Below are 21,083 nucleotides of genomic sequence, written 5' to 3'. Positions count from 1 at the left end.
GTGGCCAGGGAGCCGTCAGTCAACCGGAGTACGACGGAATCAAGATGGACAGCGCGATACCCCTCGATCAGCACACCCCCCGCGACGCCGAATACAACTACGACATCGTTCGCCGCTTCACTCTCACCACCCTGGGCTGGGGCATCCTCGGGATGCTCATGGGCGTGTTCATTGCCGCCCAGCTGGTGTGGCCGCAGTTGAGCCTGGAGATGCCCTGGACCAGCTTCGGGCGCATCCGGCCGATCCACACCAACCTGGTGATCTTCGCCTTCGGCGGCAGCGCGCTGTTCGCCACTTCCTTCTACGTGGTGCAGCGCACCTGCCGTGTTCGTGTCATCTCGGACAGCCTGGCCAACCTGCTGTTCTGGGGCTGGCAGGCGAGCCTGGTGGCGATGCTGGTGAGCTACCCGCTGGGCATCACCACGTCCAAGGAATACGCGGAGATGGAATGGCCCATCGCGGTCTGGGTGACCTTCCTCTGGCTGGTGTACGCCTACTTGTTCTTCGGCACCATCGCCCGCCGCAAGGTGCGCCACATCTATGTCGGCAACTGGTTCTACGGCGCCTTCATCGTGGTCACCGGGATGGTCCACGTGGTCAATCACCTGGCGATCCCGGTGACGCTGTTCAAGTCCTACCCGCTCTACTCGGGCGCCACCGACGCGATGATCCAGTGGTGGTACGGCCACAGCGTGGTGGGCTTCATCCTCTCGGTGGGCTTCCTCGGCATGATGTACTACTACGTGCCCAAGCAGGCCGAGCGGCCGATCTACTCCTATCGCCTGTCCATTGTGCACTTCTGGGCGATCATCACCCTGTACATCTGGGCCGGCCCGCACCACCTGCACTACACCGCCCTGCCCGACTGGGCGCAATCGCTGGGCATGGTGATGTCGCTGATCCTCCTGGCGCCCAGTTGGGGCGGCATGATCAACGGCATGATGACCCTCTCCGGTGCCTGGCATAAGTTGCGCACCGACCCGATCCTGCGCTTCCTCGTGGTCTCGCTGGCGTTCTACGGCATGTCCACCTTCGAGGGGCCGATGATGGCGATCAAAACGGTGAACTCGCTGTCGCACTACACCGACTGGACCATCGGCCACGTGCATGCCGGTGCCCTGGGTTGGGTGGCGATGATCTCCATCGGCGCGCTCTACCACATGATCCCGAAGCTGTATGGCCGCGAGCAGATGCACAGCGTCGGGCTGATCAATGCGCACTTCTGGCTCGCCACCATCGGCACCGTGCTGTACATCGCCTCGATGTGGGTCAACGGCATCACCCAGGGCCTGATGTGGCGCGCGGTGAACGAGGACGGCACGCTGACCTACTCCTTCGTCGAGGCGCTGGCGGCCAGCCATCCGGGCTACATCGTGCGCCTGATCGGCGGCTCGACCTTTGCCAGCGGCATGCTGCTGATGGCCTGGAACACCTGGGCCACGGTGCGCGCCGGCAAGCCGGTATCGAACCTCGAAGCGGCCGCGGCCTGAGGAATACGCAGATGTCACTGAGCCTTATCGGCCTGATCGCCTGTGCCACCGCCTGCTGGCGTGCCTGCCGTCACGACGATGAACAGGCGGCGCTGCTGCCCTTCGCCGACGACCCGGATGCCGCGCGGCGCATGAGCGCGGCCACCGGCCGGCACTGCGAAAGGGTCGTCCAGCCGCTGCCGGAGCCGCCTCCGCCTTACCGAATGCGCGCCTGATTTCCCGCTCTCTCGATTTCCTGCTCCATGGACGGAGCCTCCCCGAGTGCCGATGTTGGCACCTTGCAGGGCTCTTCCCCGCGAGAGCCCGTTTTTTTCAGACTTCGCTCCCCGGACCTTCCGATGCCTGCCCTCACCGGCTGGCGGCACCGTGCCGCCGCGTACCTGCCCGACATTCCCCACACCCGCCCGCGCGAATGGCTGCGCGCCTCGCTCGGCGCCAGCCTGGGCTTCCTGCTCAGCGCCGCCACCTGCGGCCTGCTGTTCGGCTCCTCGGTGGCGCTGCACTTCGCCGGCCCCTGGGCCGCTTCGGCCGTGCTGCTGTTCGCCGTATCCTCCGGCGCCCTCGCCCAGCCCTGGTCGGTGATCGGCAGCTACCTGTGCGCCTCGCTGGTGGCGCTGCTGATCGGCCTATTCCTGCCCGCCGGCATCGCCAGCGCGGCCCTCGCCCTCGGGCTGAGCCTGCTGCTGATGTACCCGCTGCGCTGCCTGCATCCGCCGGGCGGTGCGCTGGCCTTCTGCATGGTTTTCGCCTCACCCGCACCTGGCGAGCCGGTGTGGATGGCATCGCTGCCGGCAATCAGCGGCGGCCTCGGCCTGGTGCTGCTTGCGCTGCTGTTCAACAACCTGACACGCATGCCCTACCCGCGCCGCCGCAGCCTCGCGCCGGACAACCACCAGACCCAGGACCCGGCCCCCGGCGCGCGGGTCGGCATCCAGGCCGCCGACCTCGACCAGGCGCTGGACGAGCTTGAGGGCTTTGTCGACATCACTCGCGACGACCTCGAGCGCCTGGTGCGCAGCACCGAGCGCCACGCCCTGCGCCGCAGCATGGGCGAGACCCGCGCGCGGGAGGTGATGTCCCGCGACCTGATCTGCGCCTCGCCGGAAACCCCGCTCAGCCACGCCCTGCGCCTGCTGGTGAAGCATCACCTGAAGGCCCTGCCGATACTCGACGAGGAGCGCCGGCTGGTGGGCATCGTCAGCCTGATCGACCTATTGGTACCCCGGGGCGTCTGGTGGAAACGCCTGCTGGGCGGCATCGGCCTGCGCCGCGACCGCCTGCTGGGCGAGGTGATGACCCGCCCGGTGCTGCATGTGGACGCCGACACCCATGCGGTGGAGCTGATCCCGCTGCTCTCCGACCACGGCCTGCACTGCCTGCCGGTGCTGGAACGCGGCGAGCTGGTGGGCGTGATCACCCAGACCGACCTGATCGCCGCGCTGGAGCGTGACCTGCTCAGTCACCTGGGCTGACCGCGCTTTCAGTTAACCTGGGCTAACCGCCCTTTCCGTTACACTGGCCGCCTGATTCGCGCAGAAGCTCTCGCATGGACATCGACCTCACCCGCACCTTCCTGGAAATCGTCCGCCACGGCAGCTTCGTGGCCGCCGCCGAACGCATGCACGTCACCCAGACCGCCGTCACTGCGCGGGTGCAGAAGCTCGAGGCGCACCTCAACTGCACGCTGTTCGTGCGCAACCGTGCCGGCGCCCGGCTGACGCCGGACGGCGAGGCCTTCGTCACCTACGCCAACCAGATCCTGCAGACCTGGGAAGCCGCCCAGCGCGACTTGCCGCTGCCCGAAGGCATCCACAACGTGCTGCACATCGGCGGCGAGGTGAGCCTGTGCAACCCGCTGATGCTGCGCTGGGTCAGCCGAATCCGCCAGGCGATCGGCGACCACGCGGTACGCGCCGAGATTGGCGACGGCCAGAGCCTGCTGCGCCAGCTGGAGCTGGGCGTGCTGGACGCCGCGCTCGTGTACCAGCCGACCTACTGGCCGGGGATGCAGGTAGAGCAGTTGCTGGAGGAGAAGCTGATCCTGGTGCGCGCACAGAACCCCGAGCCCTACGTCTACATCGACTGGGGCGAAGGCTTCCGCCAGCAGCACGACAGCGCCCTGCCGGAGCTGTCCAAGGCGCCGGTATCGTTCAACCTCGGCCCGCTGGCGTTGCAGTACATCCTGGAGAACGGCGGCTCGGGCTACTTCCGCACGCGGGTGGTGCAGAGCTACCTCGACCGCAAGGTGCTGCGCCGCGTGCCCAAGGCGCCGGAGTTCAGCTACCCGACTTATCTCGTGTATTCGCGGGACCGCGATTCGCAGGCGCTGCAGCAGGCCTTCGCGCTGCTGCGCGAGGTGGTGGCGCAGGACCCGGACTGGTCGCAGCGCTGGGACCCGATGATCTGAGATCGATGAACGGATACTGCCGGCCGCCGTAGGGACGAGCCCGCCCGCAAGCCCCGCCCGGACAACCATGGCAGGCAGGCTCGCCCCTACAGATGCCACGCCTTGTCCTCCCCAGGTTCCCGGCCCTTGGCTGTCGCGCCAAGGAGGCGTATGCCGGGTGTTACCTTGACCTATTGAATATCAGGCCAGATACGCAGGGCGGATAACGCCCCAGGCGTTATCCGCCCTACACGGCTACCTTTCAGCCATGGTTACATCAACCGCGCCTTGAGCAACGGCCGCAGCAGGTAGTTCAGCACGCTGCGCTTGCCGCTGAGGATGTCCACCTCGGCGACCATGCCGGGAATGATCGGCAGCACCTCGCCGTTGCGCATCAGCTGGCTGCCGTCGGTCTTGATCAGCACCTGGTAGTAGTACTCCTTGCCGTGCACCGTATCTTCTTCGATCGTGTCGGCGCTGATCTGTTCCAAAGTACCCTTCAAATCCCCGTAGATGCTGTAGTCGTAGGCGGTGATCTTGACCTTGGCCGGCATGCCCGGCACCAGAAAGGCCACGTCGCGTGGCTTGACCTTGGCTTCCACCAGCAGGCGTTCCTCCACCGGAATCACCTCCATGATCGGCTCGCCCGGCTGCACCACGCCGCCGCGGGTGCTGATCAGCACGGTGTTCACCCGCCCGCGTACCGGCGAGAGGATTTCCGTGCGGCGCAGCTGGTCCTTGCGCTGCTGGACGATGGGCTCGATCTGCGCCAGCTGGGCCTTCTTCTCCTGGCGCTCGGTGTAGGCATCCTGGAAATAGGTATTCTTCAGCTCGGTGAGCTTGCCGCTCAGGGTGGCGATGTCCTGGCTCAGCTTGAGCGCTTCCATCTGGCTCACTGCACGGCGCTCCACCAGCGGTTTGACCAGCGCCAGCTGGCTCTGCGCCAGGCGAACCTGCTGCTGCAGCGAGCGGGTGTTCTCCTCCAGCTTGTCGCGTCGCGACTTGAACAGCTCGCGCTCGGAACGCGCCACCGGGCCATCGGCGGGCATGCCGGCGGGGAAGACGATGTGGTCCTGGCCCATCACCTCGGCATCCAGCCGGGCGATGGCGGCGCCGAGCACCTCGGCCTGGTTGGCCGCTTCCTGCCAGGACGTCTCGAAGTGCGTGCGGTCCAGGCGTACCAGCGGCTGACCGACCTGCACCAGCTCGCCCTCCTGCACCAGCAGGCGATCGAGGATGCCGCCTTCCAGGCTCTGGATCTTCTGCATGCGGCTGAAGGGCACCACGCGGCCATCGCCTCGGGTCACCTCGTCCAGCTCGGCCCAGGCGGCCCAGGCGACGGCGGCGATCAGGCTCAGCAGCAGCGCCCAGAGCAGCGGCCGCGACACCGGGTGACTGGAAGCCAGCAGCGGGTCCTGCAGCTCGCGGCGCAGGCGTTCGGCGGAGCGGGTTTCACTGGCCATGGACGGCTCCTTCCTGTCCGGGAATCTGTACGGTGCGGTCCTTGACGATCTGGTCGAGCGCGCCGTCCATCACCACCTTGCCCTGGCTGAGCACCACGGCGCGGGTGGCCACGGCGAGCATGGTCTTCTTGTGCGTGGTCATCACCAGGGTGCGGCCTTCCAGCCAGCGTTGCAGGTAGCCGATGACATGCAGCTCGGTGCTCTGGTCGAAGCTCGCGGTGGGCTCGTCGAGCAACACCACGGGCGGGTCCTGCAGCAGCACACGGGCCAGCCCCACGGCCTGGCGCTGACCGCCGGAAAGGCTGCCGTTGCCCAGCAGCGGCAGGTCCAGCCCCAGCGGGTGCGAGCGGACGAAATCGCCCAGACCGACGCCATCCAGCGCCTCGAACATCTCGTCGTCGCTGATCGCCGCGCCCTCCAGGTTGAGGTTGTCGCGCAGGGTGCCGTAGAACAGCGCCACGTCCTGCGGCAGGTAGCCGATGTGGCGGCGACGGTCGGAAGGGTCGATCTGCGCGATGGCCACGTCGTCCAGCAGCAGGCGCCCGGACTGCGCGTCGTAGAGCCCGGCCAGCAGGCGCAGCAGGGTCGACTTGCCGGCACCGTTGCCGCCCAGCAGCGCGATGCGCTCGCCGGGGCGGATCTCCAGTGCAGCGATGTCCACCGCCGGCGGGCTCTCGCCGTGGGTCAGCTTCAACGCTTCCAGGCGGTAGTGTCCGGCGAGGCGTTCCTTGCGCACGAAACGCTTGTCCTGCGGGCGCTCCATAGGCGCCTTCATCAGCTGGTCGAGCCCTTCCATGGCGACCCTGGTGTGCTGCCAGCGACCGAGGATGCCGGCGGCCTGGGACAGCGGCGCCACGGCGCGAGCGGCGAGGATGGAACAGGCCACCAGCGCGCCGACGCTCAGCTCACCCGCGCTGATGCGGTAGACACCGAACACCACCACGCCGACGTAGCACAACTGCTGGACGATGCTCGCGCCATAGGACAGCGCCGTGGTCAGCGTGTGGGTGCGCATGGCGTTGCCGGCCAGTTGCGCGGTGAGGTTTTCCCAGAGGTGCAGGCAGCGGCCTTCGGCGCGGGCGGCCTTGACCGACTCGAGGTTCTCGATGGATTCGAGCAGGATGCCGTTCTTCACCGCGCCTTCGCGCAGGTTCTCCCGCGACAGCCGCGCCAGCACGCCCTGGCAGAACAGTCCCGGTATCAGCATCAGCAACGCCGCCACCGCCGGCACCCAGACCAGGTGTCCGCCGATCAGCGCAATGATCAACAGAAACAGCAGCACGAACGGCAGGTCGCTGATCATAGCCGCACTGGAGGCGGTGAAGAACTCGCGCACTCCCTCGAACTCGCGCACCTGCGTACTGAAGGCGCCCACCGAACCGGGCTTGGCCGCCAGCCGGGTGTTGAGCACGCGTTCGAACAGCAGCGTGGAGAGCTGCAGGTCGATGCGCTTGCCCATGGTGGTCAGCAGGTGCCCGCGCAACCCGCGGATCACGCCTTCCAGCACGATGGCCAAACCCACGCCGGTGGCGAGGATCCACAAGGTATCCATGGCCGCGTTGGGCACCACTCGGTCGTACACCTGCATGGCGAAGAGCGCCGAAGCAATCGCCAGCAGGTTCGCCATCATCGCCGCCATGGCGACTTCGAAATAGGAACGCCAGAGCCGTTTCAGCGGGCCGAAGAACCAGTGGTCCGGCTCGCGCCGGGCGAAGTCGCCGACGCGCCCGTCCGCGCGGTAGCGGCACTTGGCAAAGATCGCCACACCGCTGTAGCGGTGTTCCAGGTCCGCCAGCGCAATCCGCTCGACACCGCCATCGCTGTGCGGCACCAGCACGCTCGCCGTCTGTTCATCCTGCTCACAGAGCACCAGGGTGCCGCCGTCTTCAAGCAACAGCAGCGCGGGCAGCAGGTAGTTGTCCATCTTCGCCAGGGCCAGGCGCTCGACCCGCGCGACGATGTCCGCACGACGCAGGGCTCGGGGCACGAAGCGCAATGGCAGTCGGCCCTGGTGCAGCGGCATGCCCTCCCCCAGTTCGGCGACGCCCAGCGGCCGGCCCAGCTGCCGACAGAGCAGCGCGAGCCCTTGGCGCAACGGATCGGCCTCGGCCTCATGCTCCGCCAGCAGTACAACATTCTCGGCATTCATCAGGAGGCTCCCGGGGCCAGGTGGTTTTCCAGCAGTGGCCCGAGCAGGCCGATCTGCGCGGCGGCGCGGTACTCCACGCGCTTGCGTTCGAAGCGCAGGTTGGCCAGTTGACGCTCGGCCTCGAAGCGCTCGCGCTGCACGTTGAGCAGGTCGATCACGTCGCGCCGGCCGACTTCGAACTGGTCGCGGTAGACACCACTGACCTGCTCCGATTCATGCACCTGCTGCACCAGCGAATCCTGCCGCCAGCGCAGGGTGTCGTCGGTGTCGAACAGGGTCTGCAGCTTGCGCTTGATGTCGCGCTGCATGGCGTCGCGGGTCCAGCGGGTGGATTCCAGGTGCTGCTGGGCGGCGGTGGGCCGGCGGAAGTTGGACAGGCCCTCGAAGGTGTCCATGCGCAGGCGCAGCGACACCACCGAGTCGTTCTCCAGGTGCCCGCCGATCTCCCGGCGCAGCGACGAGGCCTCAAGGTTCACCTGCGGCAGCAGCGAGGCCTTGCTCTCGCGCAGCTTGGCCTCTGCCACTTCGGCGTCCTCGGCGGCCTTGCGGTAGAGCGGGCTGTCGACGATCAGGCGGTTCACGTCGGTACCGACCAGGTAGCGTTGCATGGACAGGGGCTCCGGTTCGGTGAGGTCGGCCGGCGGTTTGCCGACCAGCACCTCGTACTGGTTGCGGGCGTCCTGCAGGGCGCCCTTCTCCAGCGCCAACTGCTCCTGGGCGCGGGACAGTTCGAGGTTGGCGCGGTCCAGTTCGCTGCGGTCGGAATAGCCGTCGCCGCCACGCGCCTGGGTCATCTCGCGGATGTCGCCCAGGCGCTGGATGTGCTCGCGCACCGTCTCGATCCGCGCCTGGGCGGCAAGCACGTCGAGGTAGGTCTCGGTGATGTCCAGCGCCGCATCCTCGCGGCTCACCAGCGCGGTTTCATCCAGCTGGCGATGGGTGGCCTTGGCACTGTCCACCTTGCTCTTCATCTTGCCCCAGTCGTAGAGCATCTGGGACGCGGTGAGGTCGTAGACCACCTCGCCGAAGTCGAACTCGTTGGGCCCGCCGGACATGCTCACCTGCGGGTAGTAGCCGCCCTTGCTGATCTCCACATCGGTCTTGCCGCGCTCCGCTTCCGCCACCGCGGCGCGCACTTCGGGATGGATGGCGAGGCCGGCGCGCACGGCCTCCTCCAATGTCTGCCCCTGGCCTGCCGCGCTGATCAGCAGCAGGCCGTACAACCAGGCGTTGCGTTGCGTCATGCAGTCTTTCCTTCTTCAGGACACGACGACGTGGACGGTGTTCTCCTCCACCAGCAGCGTGGTGTTGCCGAATGAATAGACGTCGTAGCTGACACCGCTGTGGACCTGGTTGGCCCCGGTATCCACTGCGCCCCTCACGGTCAGGGTGTCGTTGGTGTCGCCGGTGATCTGCAGGACATTGTTGGCGTCGGTCACCGCATCGACCTGCGCCGCGGTGAGGGTCAGGCTGCTGGGCGCGGCGTCGCCCTTGCCCAGGCTGATCCGCTCGATGTTGGTCAGGGTCCCGGTGAACAGCGAGCCGTAGGTGAGGTTGATGCCACTGTCGAGGATCACCGTGTCGAAGCCGGCGCCGCCGTCGACGCTCTTGAAGGTGGTCGACTGCAACTGGATGGTGTCGTTGCCATCGCCCGCCTGCACGATGTCGCCCGTGCCGACATGGAGGAACAGGTCCGCTCCCGCGTTACCGTAGAAGTGCTCGGTGCCGCTGGTGCCCATCAGTACGTCCGCGCCGGCGCTACCGGTGACGCTGATCTCGCCCAGCGCCAGGCTCAGGCCGGCGCCGGTCAGGGAAATGCCGTATGTCGCGCTGGCGTGGCCGGCGGCGTCATAGGCGATCAGGTTGATGCTCAGCTGGCTGCCCAGGTTGAGCAGTTGGGTGACGGACAGGCCGAGTTGCGCCAGCAGGTCCGGTGCCAGCAGGTTGATGGTGAAGTGGCCGGTACTGTCGACGATGGGGTGCAGCGCGACGTTGAGTAGCGGCGTGATTATCTCCACGCCCAGGCTGCCGCCGGCGATGGCCGTGCCGCTGAGGCCCAGCACCGGCGGCAGCAGCCCGACGGCGAGGCCGAGGTTGCCGATGGTGACGGTGTTCTGGGTCAGCACGTTCTCCAGGTTGATGCCCACCAGGTTGCCGACGTTGCCCGCCGCATCACGGGCGCCAACGGTGACATTGGCGTCCAGCAGCTGATCCCAGCTCATGGTGGTGGCCAGGCCGCTCAGCAGGTCCAGCGAAGCGAGCCCGGCGTTGCTTGCCGAGACTTCCGTGTGCGACACCAGCCCGAGCAGCTTGGCATCCACCAGCAGGGTGCTACTGGGCTCCGCGCCGATGGTCAGCAGGTTGCCCACCAGCGACAGCACCGGGTTGGCCGGCGCGATGGTGTCGAGGGTGAAGCTTGCCGGAGTCGCCGTCAGCCCGCCGTTGACGTCGGCAGTGACGGTCGCTGCGCCCTGCGGGATCACCGCCACACCGGCGGCCGGGAGCATGGTGACCAGTACCACGCCGGCCGTGATCTCGGCCGCCGTGAGCACATGGGCCTGGCTGAAGGTGTAGCCGCCGGGGCCGTTGTAGCGCAGGGTCAGCGTTTGACCGGCGCGGGCGCCGGCCGTCAGGCCTACGCGCACCTGGATACCGTCGGCCAGCTCGGCCTTGTTGATGTAGCCGTCGGCGGCTTCGGCGATGGTCAGCAGCGGCCGCGTGAGGTCCGGCGCCTGGATCTGGATGGCGGCTCCGGCATTGCCGGCGGCATCCACCGCGTTGACCGTCAGCAACTGCCCCGCCGTCAGCGCCGGGCTGAGGTTGACGGTGAAGTTGCCGCTACCGTTGGCCTGCACGGTAATCGGATTGGCCGCGTCGCCGTTGATGATCACCTTCACCGTGCTGTTGGCCTCGGCGATGCCGGTGAGCACCGTGCCATTGGCGGAAACGCTCAGGCCGCTGGGTGCGACCGGCGCCACGCTATCGACGCCAATGGTGGTCGCCACGCTGGTGTTGCCGGCGGCGTCCTTGGCCGTGACGCTGACCTGCGTGTTGTTCGCCAGCGGGCTGCCGGGGGTGAAGCTCCAGTTGCCGGTGGCATCGGCGGTGACCTGGGCGATGACAGCGCCGCCGACCTTGAGAATCACCGTCGAACCGATCTCCGCCGTACCGCTGAGTACCGCGCCGTTGCTGGGTGCGACCACCGGCGCGGTCGGCGCCACGGCGTCCACCGTGACGTTGGCGGCGACGCTGGTGTTGCCCACTGCATCCTTGGCCACCACGCTGACCTGCACACCGTTGGCCAGCGCCACGCCGGGGGCGAAGCTCCACTGGCCCTGGGCATTGGCGGTGACCTGGCCGATGACGTTGCCGCCCGCGCTGAGCACCACCGTGGAACCGGCCTCGGCAGTACCGGCCAGCAGCGCGCCGTTGCTCGGATTGACCACCGGCAGCGCAGGTGGCAGCGCATCCACCGTGGTGGTTGCGGCGACCAGGCTGACGTTGCCGGCAGCATCCTTGGCCACCGCGCTGACCACTACGCCATTGCCCACCGGCGTGGTCGGGTTGAAGGTCCAGATACCACTGGCATTGGCCGTGACCTGGCCGAGCAGCGCACCGTTGGCGCCGCTGATGATCACTGTCGAATTGGCTTCGGCGGTGCCAGTAAAGGTCACGCCATTGCTGGCGGCGATGGTCGGCGTGTTGGGCGCGACACTGTCCACGGTGACGCTCGCCGCGACGCTGGTATTGCCCGTTGCATCCCTGGCCACCACGCTGACCTGCACGCCGTTGGCCAGGGGCACACCGGGGCTGTAGGTCCAGTGACCAGTGCTATCGGCAACGACCTGTGCGATGGGCGCTCCAGCCACGCTGAGCACCACGGTGGCACCCGCCTCCGCCGTGCCGGCGAGTACGCTGCCACCGCTCGGCGAGACCACCGGCACGCCCGGAGCCACCGCATCCACCACCACTACGGCAGTGCCACTGAGGTTGTTGCTGGCATCGCGGGCCACCGCGTTGATCACGGTGCCGTCGGCCAGCGGTGTGCCAGGAGTGAAGCTCCAGTTGCCGTTGGCATCGGCGTTGACCTGGCCGATGGGCAGGCCGCCGGTGGTGGTCAGGATGATCGTCGCGTTGGCTTCGGCGGTGCCGCTGATGAGCGTGCCATTGCTCGGTGTGATCACCGGGATCGCCGGCAGGCTGGAGTCGATCACGATGCCTGCCGCCAGGCCTTCGTTGCCCGCGGCATCGCGGGCGCTGGCGGAAACCTCCAGGCCATTGGCCAGGGGTGTGTCCGGGACGTACTGCCAGTTGCCGTTGACGTCGGCCTTGACCTCGGCCAGCAGATTCCCCGCGCCATCACGCAGGATCACCGTGGCGTTGGCCTCGGCGGTGCCCGCCAGTACCGCGCCATCGCTGGGCACCAGCACCGGCGGCAGCGGCGCGATGGCATCGATGGTGACGCTGACGCTCGCGCTCAGGTTGCCCGTGGCATCCACCGTAACGGCGTCCACGACCGTACCGTTGGCCAGCGCCGAGGGCACCGGGAACGACCAGGTGCCATCGCCCTGCACCGCCACCCGCGCAAGCTCCACGCCATCGACGCTGAGCACCACGGTGACGCCCAGTTCGGCACTGCCGCTGAGCAGCGTGCCATTGCTGGGGTCGATCACCGGCGGCTCGGGCGCCTGGCTGTCGACCACGGTGGAAGCGGAACCGCTGGTGTTGCCGGCGGCGTCCTGGGCCACGGCGGTGACTGTAGTGCCGTTGGCCAGCGCCGGGCTGGGGGTGAACTCCCAGTCGCCGCTGCCGTTGGCCTGGGTGGTGCCGATGAGGTTGCCGTTGCCGTCGGTCAGGACAACGGTGGCATTGGCCTCGGCGGTACCGGCCAGTTCGGTGCCGTTGCTGGGTTCGATGGTCGGCGACGGCGGTGCGACGTTGTCGACCGTGGTGCTGACCGAGCCACTGGTGTTGCCCACGGCATCGCGGGTGGCCGCCTGGATCTCCACGCCATTGCCCAACGGCGTGGACGGGTCGAAGGACCAGTTGCCGGCGCCGTCGGCGACGACGGTGCCGATGGGATTGCCGCCGTCATCGGTGAGCACCACGGTGACGCCAGCCGTGGCGGTGCCGGTGATGTGCACGCCATTGCTCGGGTCGATGGTCGGTACGGCCGGCGCTACGGCGTCCACCGTGGTGCTGGCGGAGCCGCTGGTGTTGCCGGCGGCGTCCCGCGCCACGACGTTGACCACGGTGCCATCGGGCAGCGCGACACCCGGCGCGAAGGACCACTCCCCGGAGCCATTGGCCGTCACCTGGGCGATGGGGTTGCCGTTGCCATCGGTGAGGATGACCGTGGCGTCGGCCTCGGCAGTGCCCGTGAGCAGCGCGCCGTTGCTGGCGTCGATGGTCGGGGTGGGCGGCGCCAGGTTGTCCACCGTGGTGGTGGCCGCGACGCTGGTGTTGCCGGTGGCATCCCTGGCCACGGCATTGACCACAGTGCCATCGGCCAGCGCTGTACCGGGGGTGAAGGTCCAGTTGCCGCTGCCATTGGCGGTGGTCTGACCGATTACGTTGCCGTTGCCGTCGGTGAGCAGCACGGTGGCGTTGTTCTCGGCGGTGCCATGCAGTTCGGTGCCGTTGCTCGCCGCGATGGTCGGCGCGACGGGTGCAACCGAGTCCACCGTGGTGCTGACGCTGTTGCTGGTGTTGCCGGCGGCGTCGTTGGCCTGGGCGTTTACCACGGTGCCGTTGGCCAGCGCCGGGCTGACCGCCAGGCTCCAGGCTCCATTGGCGTCGGCGCGCACCTGGCCGATTGCGTTGCCGCCGCCGTCGGTGAGCAGCACCAGCGCATTGGCTTCGGCGGTGCCGGTGAGCAGCGTGCCGTTGCTGAGGTTGATGGTCGGGTCGGCCGGTGCGGTGGTGTCCACCACGGTGCTGACCGAGGAACTCTGGTTGCCGGCCGCATCCACCGATACGGCGTTGACCGTAGTGCCGTTGGGCAGTGCCGGCGATGGCGTGTAGGTCCACTTGCCGTTGCCATCGACGCTGACCTGGGCAATGGGATTGCCGTTGCCATCGGTGAGCACGATGCTCGATCCGGCCTCGCCGGTGCCACTGAGCACGTTGCCATTGCTGGGCAGGATGGTCGGCGTGGTCGGCGCGGTGGTATCGACCACCGTGTTGACCACGCTACTGGTGTTGCCGGCGGCGTCCTGGGCCACGGCATTCACCGTGGTGCCACCCACCAGCGGCGGGTTGGGGGTGAAACTCCACTGCCCGGTGGTGGCATCGGCGACGACCTGGCCGAGGGGGCTGCCGTTGCCGTCGGTGAGGAACACCGTGGCGCCCGGCTCGGCGCTGCCGGTCACCACATTGCCATTACTGGCGTTGATGGTCGGGGCGATGGGTGCCACCGCATCCACCGTGGTGCTGGCGGGCGTGCTGACGTTGCCGGCGGCATCCTGCGCGACGACATTGACCACCGTGCCGTTGGCCAGCGGCGCAACGGGAGAGAAGCTCCAGTTCCCGGAGCCATCGGCGACGGTCTGTCCCACCGGGTTGCCGTTGCCGTCGGTGAGGATCACCGTGCTGCCGGCCTCGGCGGTGCCGCTGAGCTCGGTGCCGTTGCTCGCGACGACGGTCGGTGCATCGGGCTCCAGGGCGTCGATGGTGATGGCAGTGACGCCGCTGGTGCGGCCCTCGACCACGGCCACGGCCACCACTTCGGTGCCATTGGGCAGGGGTAAGCCGGGTTCATAGCTCCATTGGCCGCTGATGGGGTCCGCAGTGACGCGCGTGATCTCGTTGCCGTTGCCATCGCTCAGCACGACCTCCGCGCCGGGTACGGCGGTGCCGGAGATCACACTGCCGTTGCTGGCATTGATGATCGGCGCGTCAGGCAGAGTGCCGTCGACCACCACGCTCTGCGACTGACCCTGGTTGCCCGCCGCGTCACGGGCCACGGCGTTTACCGTGGTGCCGTCGGGCAACGGGCTGGCCGGCGTGAGGCTCCAGTGGCCGTTGGCGTCGGCGACGGCCGTTCCCAGCGGATTGCCGCTGCCATCGCTGAGCAGCACGGTGCTGCCGGCCTCTGCGGTCCCCGACAGCATGACACCGTTGGTGGCGTTGATGACGGGCTGGCCCGGGGGCACAGCGTCGATGGTGACTGTGGTCGGCTGGCTGATGTTGCCCGCCGCATCGCGCGCGGCGACCTGCAGAACGTCCCCGTCGCCGACGGCGCTCGTCGGGGTGATGCTCCACTGCCCCGTCACCGGGTCGGCGGTCGCACTGCCCAGCTCGACGCCGCCACGGCTGATGGTCACGGTACTGCCGGGCTCTGCGGTGCCCGTGAGCACACTGCCGTTGCTCGCCGCGACCACAGGCGCCGCCGGCGGCACAGCATCGATGATGATGCTCGCCACCGAGCTGGCGTTGCCGGCGGCGTCCTGGGCGATCACGTCGATCTTCGTGCCATCGACCAGCGGCGGATTCGGGGTGAAGGTCCAGTTGCCATCCGGGTCGGTCGTGGCCTGGCCGATCAGTACGTTGTTGGCGTACACGAGGGTGATGGTGCTGGCGATCTCGGAGGTCCCGGTGATCAGCGTGCCATTACTCGGATTGATGCCCGGCGCAGGAGGCGCGGCGGAATCCACCACCACGCTGTCGGCGCCACTGGTGTTGCCGGCGGCGTCCTGGGCCACCGCGCTGACCGTCACGCCATTGCCCACCGGGGTGGTGGCCGTGAAGCTCCAGCGACCTTCGGCGTCCACCAGGGCGCGGCCGATCTCGCCGTCAGGCCCGCTGAGGATGACCGTGCTGCCCGCCTCGGCCGTGCCGGTGAAGGTGCTGCCGTTGCTCGGGAGGATGTCGGGCGCGCCGGGGGCGAGGCCGTCCACGGTGCCGTTGACGGTCGGCGTGGTGTTGCCGACGGCGTCCGTACCCTGCACCGAGATGGCCGTGCCATCGTCGACGGGGCTGCTGGGCACATAGCTCCAGCGCCCGTCCGGGCCGACCTGTACGCGGGCCACTTCACTGCCGGCGACACTGACGATCACCGTGCTGCCAATCTCTCCAGTGCCACCCAGTGCCGCGCCATTGCTCGGGTCCAGGGTCGGTGTGGTGGGTGCGCTGGAATCCACAGTCACCTGCACCGGGCCGCTCTCGTTGCCGGCTGCGTCGCGGGCGACGATGGTCACCACGGTGCCGTCGGCCAGGGGTTGGTCCGGGGTGAAGGTCCAGTTGCCACCCGCGCCCACCGTGACCTGCCCCAGCGCATTGCCGGCGCCATCGGTGAACACCAGGGTACTGCCCTCTTCTCCCGTGCCGATGAGCACGGTGCCGTTGCTCGGCTCGGCGGCAGGAGTCGTCGGTGCGCTGGTGTCGATGGTCACCGTGGTGCCATTGCTGGGATTGCCGGCCGCGTCGGTAGCGACCACGGTCACGCTGCTGCCGTCGGGCAGCGGCGACGCCGGGGTGATGCTCCAGTTGCCCTGGACGTCGGCGGTGGTCTGCCCCACCGGATTGTTATTGCCATCGGTCACCGTGACGGTGCTGCCCGGCTCGGCAGTACCACTGATCTGTGTGCCATTGCCGGGGTTTACCAGCGGGTCGGCCGGCGGCGTGCTGTCGACGGTCACCGTGGTGGTTTCGCTGCGATTGCCGGAGGAATCCACGGCGACGACGCTCAGGGTCGCGCCGTCGGGCAGCGGCGAGGCCGGGGTGTAGCTCCAGGTGCCGCCGGAGCCGACCGGCACTTCGGCGATCACCTGGCCATTGGCGGAGATCACCACCACCTGCGCGTTGGGTTCGGCGGTGCCGCTCAGTTCGGCGCCGGTGCTGGGGGTGACCACCGGCGCGGCCGGCGGCTGTGCGTCCACGGTCACGCCCACGGTGCCGCTTTCGTTGCCCGCCGCGTCGCGGGCCATCACCGTCACCTGGGTACCGTTGGGCAGCGCCGGCTGTGGAGCGAAGCTCCAGACACCGCCGCCATCGGCGATGGCCTCGCCGATCACGTTGCCGCCGGTGTCGCGGATGATCACCGTGGCGTTCGCCTCGGCGGTGCCGGTGAACAGCTGGCCGTTGCTCGGATCGACCGCCGGGGTTGGCGGCGCCACGGAATCCACCGTGGTGTTCGCCGGCTGGCTGACATTGCCGGCCGCGTCGCTCGCCGTGACGTTGACCAGCGTACCGTCGGGCAAGGCCGTACCGGGTGTGAAGGTCCACTGGCCGTTGCCGTCTGCCGTGACCACAGCGATGGGATTGCCGCTACCGTCGGTGAGCGTGACCGTGGAGCCCGGCTCCGCCGTGCCCGTCAGGGTTACGCCCATGCTGCCGTTGATGGTGGGCGCAGCCGGCGCCACGGAGTCCACCGTACCGACAATGGGCACGCTTTCATGGCCATTGACCGGGTCGACGGCGACCACCTGATAATCGGAGCCGTTGGCCAGCGGCGATGCCGGCGTGACGCTCCAGTTGCCGTCGCCATCGGCGGTGGTGCGGCCGATCTCGTTGCCGTTGGCATCGCGCACTATCACCTGCTGGCCGGCCTCGGCGGTGCCGCTGATGACACTGCCGTTGCTCGCATCCGGTGTCGGCGGCGTGGTCAGGTTACTGTCCACCGTCGTGGTGGTTTCCGCGCCAACGTTGCCCGCCGCGTCGCGCACCGCCAGACGCAGTACGAAACCAGTGGGCAGCGCCTGGCTGAAGCGGAAAAGCCAGAAGCCGTTGAGGCCCACCGCCGCCTCGCCCAGGGGCTGGCCAGAGGCGTCCATGATCATCACGGTGCTGCCCGGCTCGGCTGTGCCGCTGATCTGCGTGCCGTTGCTCGGCCCGGCCGAGGGCGCATCGGGCGGCAGATTGTCGACGGTGATCTGCCCGACCTGGCTGACGTTTCCCGCTGCGTCCGTCGCGGTGGCGCGAACCTGCGTGCCGTTGCCCAGCGGCGTGCCCGGGGTGAACGACCAGTCCCCGGTGACCGGGTCGGCCGCCACCTGGGCGATGGGGTTGCCGTTGCCATCGGTCAGCGTCACCGTACTGCCCGGCTCGGCCATGCCATGCAGCACGTCGCCGTTGCTCGCATCGATCTGCGGAGCATCGGGCGCCTGGCGGTCCACGATCACAGGCGTCGGCTGACCGATGTTACCGGCAGCGTCGCGGGTAACCACGGAAATCTGCGTGCCGCTGGGCAAGGCCGACGGCGGCGTGAAGCTCCACTGCCCGGTACTGGCGTCGGCCGTGACCTGGCCGATGGGATTGCCATTGGCATCGAGGATGATCACGGTGGCGCCTTGCTCGGCGCTGCCACTGAAGCTCAGACCATTGCTGGCGTTGACCTGCGGCGGTGGCGGCGCGACGGCGTCCACCACGACACTGGTGGGCGGGCTGGGGTTACCGGCGGCGTCGATGGCCCGGACCACTACCACCGCTCCGTCGGGCAGCGAGGCACCGGGAGTGAAGGACCATGCGCCGCTTATACCATCGGCGCGGACCTGGCCAATGGGGTTGCCCTGGTTGTCGACGAGGGTCACCAGGCTGCCGGGCTCGGCGATGCCGCTGAGTTGCGTGCCATTGCTGACGTCGACCTGGGGCGCATCTGGCGCCACCCCATCGACGACCAGGCTGATCGCCTGGCTCTGCTGGCCGCTCTGCGGGTCCACCGCAACAACCTGCAACTGGGTACCATCGGGGAACTGCGCGCCGGGGATGTAGCTCCAGTGACCGTCGCCATCGGCAGTCACGGTCGCGATCGGGTTGCCGTTGGCGTCGCGGATATCCACACGGTCCCCGGCATCCGCCAGACCGCTGATGCTCGAGCCGTTGCTCGGGTCGACGGTGGGCGCCGAGGGAGTGCTGGAATCCACCGTGACGCTGGCCGCTGCCCCGGTGTTGCCGGCGGCGTCCGTGGCCGCCACCGATACTGCCGAGCCATTGGCCAGCGGTGGGTTGAAGATGAACTGCCAGTGGCCGTTGCCGTCGGCCTGGACCTGGCCGATCACCTGGCCGTCGGCATTGCTAAGCAGCACCGTGCTGTTGGCTTCGGCGATACCGCTGAACAGCCCGCCATTGCTCGGGTTGACCGTAGGCGCCGCTGGCGGCTGGGTATCCAGGGTGGTCTGCGCCGGGCCGCTGAGGTTCCCGGCGGCGTCCTTGGCGACGACGGTGACCTGGGTGCCGTTGGGCAAGGGCGAACCGGGATGGTAGCTCCAGTGCCCAGTCTCATCAGCAACGACGGTCGCCAGCGGGGTTCCGTTACCGGTGGTGAGCACGACCGTTGCACCGGCCTCCGCCGTTCCGTCCAGCCCTCCGGCATTGCCCGAGGTGATGACGGGCGTACCGGGCGCTATGCCGTCCACCGTGACGCTGGCGGACCCACTTTCCCCCTGCGGCCCACGTGCAACCGCATTGACCACGGTGCCATCGGCCAACGGAGTGATCGGGGTGAAGCTCCAGTGGCCATCGCCGCCCACCAGCGCCACACCGATCAGGGTGCCCTGGGCGTTGGTCAGGTAGACCTGGGTGCCGACCGTCGCGGTGCCCTGGATGAGGTGGCCGTTGCTCGGGTCGATCACCGGTGCGGGCACGCTCCCGCCCGGCGCGTGGATGGTGGCAATCGGGCTGGCGTTGCCGGCTGCGTCGCGGACGATGATCGAAACGATCTGCCCGGCTGGCAGCGGCGACTCCAGATTGAAACTGAAGCGGCCGTCGGGCCCTGCCTGCACGGTGAGGTCGGGGACGCCGTCATTGTTCAAATCGATAGACAACGAGCTGCCGGGCTCGGCGATCCCGGCAAGGCCCCTGCCGTCGGCGCTGATCGACAGGTCATGGGCCGGCTCCGGCGGCGTCGTGTCGGGCCCGTTCACCACGGTCGGCGGGCTGGTATTGCCGGCCGGGTCGGTTACTGTGACCGACACGCCCTGGCCGTTGTTCACCGGCGTGGGCAAGGTGATCTCGAAATGCCCGTCGGAGCCGGCAGCCCCGGTGGCGTCGGGGATGCCGTCGCCGTTGGTGTCGACCTTCACCGTGGAGCCGGGCTCGGCGCTGCCGCTGACCTTGCTGCCATCCTCGGATACCGTCACACCTGTCGCGGCACCCGGCGCCGTAGTGTCCGGTGCGCTGACGGTAGTGCCGGTACTGGCGCTGCCGCCATTGGGACCACGCACCACCACGGTGACATTCTCGCCATTGCTCAGCGGTGGGCTGACCGGCACCTGGAAGTTGCCGTTGCCGTCCACCGGTGCGCTGTAGTCGGGCAGGCCGTCACCATTGACGTCCACCTCGACGGTCGTGCCCGGTGTGGCGCGGCCAGTAATCACGCTGCCGTCAGGGCTGACCGTGACATCGGTTGCCGGTGCCGGCGTCGTTGGCGGGTTGCTGCTGCCACCACCGCCTCCGCCGCCACCACCACTGCTGGCGATGGCGGCGCCGCCAGCGATCACCGCTGCGCCGGCAAGGATGGTCGCGGGGACGCCGATTCCGGCGATACCACCCGCGGCACCCGCAGCTGCACCAGCCTCGGCAGTGGTCAGCGACTCGAAGCCGGCATCGATGGGTTCGGCCGCATAGGTAGGCATCAGCGTGCCATCAGCGGCGACCTGATCCAGCTCGGTCACCACCAGGTCGCCCTTCTCGTCCACCAGGTAGAGCTGGCTGGGCGGCTGGCCTTCGGCAAAGAAGTTGGCGATGCGGATGGTCTCGCCATCCTTGAGCTGCACCACGAGGTCGGCGCCGACCTGCTGGTAGCTGGCGACTGCGTCGGCAGTGACGTCCAGGGCCACGTTGCTGGCCTGCTGGAGAACGATGCTCCCTTCGACCGTCTGCTGCGTGGCGGTGGCCACCTGCACCTGAGACGCCACGACCTTCGCCTGGATCGCCATGCTGACTTCCTCTGCCCGGAATAATGTTTTTGTTTATGGCCAGAAAGAGATAGCAGCTTCTGTGCAGGGCGCCGGAAGCGTTCCGAAAGGCTCTTGGACGAAGGGTTTAATTGAAAGGTAGTAACCTATGCACCGGGCAGTAAGTTCAGATTTTATTGATCAATGGAAGATAGGATCGCCATCAACTACCGCTGCGCTTTTTGACAATTATTTGACATTTGCCGCAGGCGCCGTGCGCTCTGCTATTTCGCACGAACCGGGTGCATCGATAACTTGAACCGCATGCCAAGGCAGGCATCTGACAATATTCAGTCGCTTGTTCGAGTGTCGCCAATGGCTGACATCCCTGTAATCCCTGGATTACAGAAAAGCCGTTCGTCGGATAGCCTGATTCGACTCGATCCTGTCCGCCCGGACAGGCCGCAACCAGCACACGACAAGGCCAGGATGCCCGAGGCAGAGCGAAGCGGCAGAATAGACCCGCAGACATGCAAAAATGAATGTAAAAGGCCTATCCCCAGCGGGAAACGACAGCCAGTTCCGCCTGTTGAATAGCGCTGGATCAACTTCAGGCGAGACCTGTAGAACCGCGCTTAATTGAAGGCTCGGATAGGTCCTGATATTCCAGAGTTGGAATCAGCGTCCGCAATAGAAGCGGTCAACGGCGGAATAACGTATGGCATCCGCCAGCAGATATCGCGCGACGGCCGCCCAACTAAA

At 67.9% G+C, this 21,083-nt stretch carries 7 protein-coding genes and 1 pseudogene; 4 read left to right on the top strand and 4 right to left on the bottom strand.

The window, feature by feature from the left end; all coding sequences use genetic code 11:
* Positions 1-44 precede the first annotated feature (44 nt).
* The 4 genes from ccoN to ABKS89_RS14220 all read left to right on the top strand — a co-directional run bounded on the left by ccoN (position 45) and on the right by ABKS89_RS14220 (position 3,897).
* Positions 45-1,490: a cytochrome-c oxidase, cbb3-type subunit I gene (gene ccoN / locus ABKS89_RS14235; protein ID WP_138216792.1), complete on the top strand. Its 1,446-nt coding sequence runs from the start codon at positions 45-47 to the stop codon at positions 1,488-1,490.
* 11 nt (positions 1,491-1,501) lie between these two features.
* Entirely contained in the window at positions 1,502-1,705 is a 204-nt protein-coding gene (locus tag ABKS89_RS14230) for a hypothetical protein (protein WP_138216793.1), read from the top strand.
* 123 nt (positions 1,706-1,828) lie between these two features.
* Positions 1,829-2,962, top strand: a complete 1,134-nt coding sequence (locus ABKS89_RS14225) for an HPP family protein (protein ID WP_348588966.1) — start codon at positions 1,829-1,831, stop codon at positions 2,960-2,962.
* Between the two features lie 74 nt (positions 2,963-3,036).
* Entirely contained in the window at positions 3,037-3,897 is an 861-nt protein-coding gene (locus ABKS89_RS14220) for a LysR family transcriptional regulator (protein ID WP_138216795.1), read from the top strand.
* Positions 3,898-4,148: 251 nt separating this feature from the next.
* Here ABKS89_RS14220 and ABKS89_RS14215 read toward each other — a convergent pair whose 3' ends face one another.
* The 4 genes and pseudogenes from ABKS89_RS14215 to ABKS89_RS14200 all read right to left on the bottom strand — a co-directional run bounded on the left by ABKS89_RS14215 (position 4,149) and on the right by ABKS89_RS14200 (position 20,363).
* Positions 4,149-5,339, bottom strand: a complete 1,191-nt coding sequence (locus ABKS89_RS14215; RefSeq protein ID WP_348588967.1) for a beta-barrel domain-containing protein — start codon at positions 5,337-5,339, stop codon at positions 4,149-4,151.
* Positions 5,329-7,488: a type I secretion system permease/ATPase gene (locus tag ABKS89_RS14210; protein WP_348588968.1), complete on the bottom strand. Its 2,160-nt coding sequence runs from the start codon at positions 7,486-7,488 to the stop codon at positions 5,329-5,331. Before ABKS89_RS14210 ends, ABKS89_RS14215 begins: the two co-directional genes overlap by 11 nt.
* Positions 7,488-8,805, bottom strand: a pseudogene (locus ABKS89_RS14205) (TolC family protein). The gene ABKS89_RS14210 and the pseudogene ABKS89_RS14205 overlap by 1 nt, the downstream one beginning before the upstream one ends.
* Entirely contained in the window at positions 8,748-20,363 is an 11,616-nt protein-coding gene (locus tag ABKS89_RS14200) for an Ig-like domain-containing protein (protein WP_348588969.1), read from the bottom strand. Before ABKS89_RS14200 ends, ABKS89_RS14205 begins: the two are co-directional and overlap by 58 nt.
* Positions 20,364-21,083 lie beyond the last annotated feature (720 nt).

This window comes from Pseudomonas sp. LABIM340, assembly GCF_040017195.2.
GTDB lineage: Bacteria > Pseudomonadota > Gammaproteobacteria > Pseudomonadales > Pseudomonadaceae > Pseudomonas.
The sequence above is the reverse complement of the archived record's forward strand: the minus strand, read 5'-3'. Positions and strand labels throughout refer to the sequence as shown.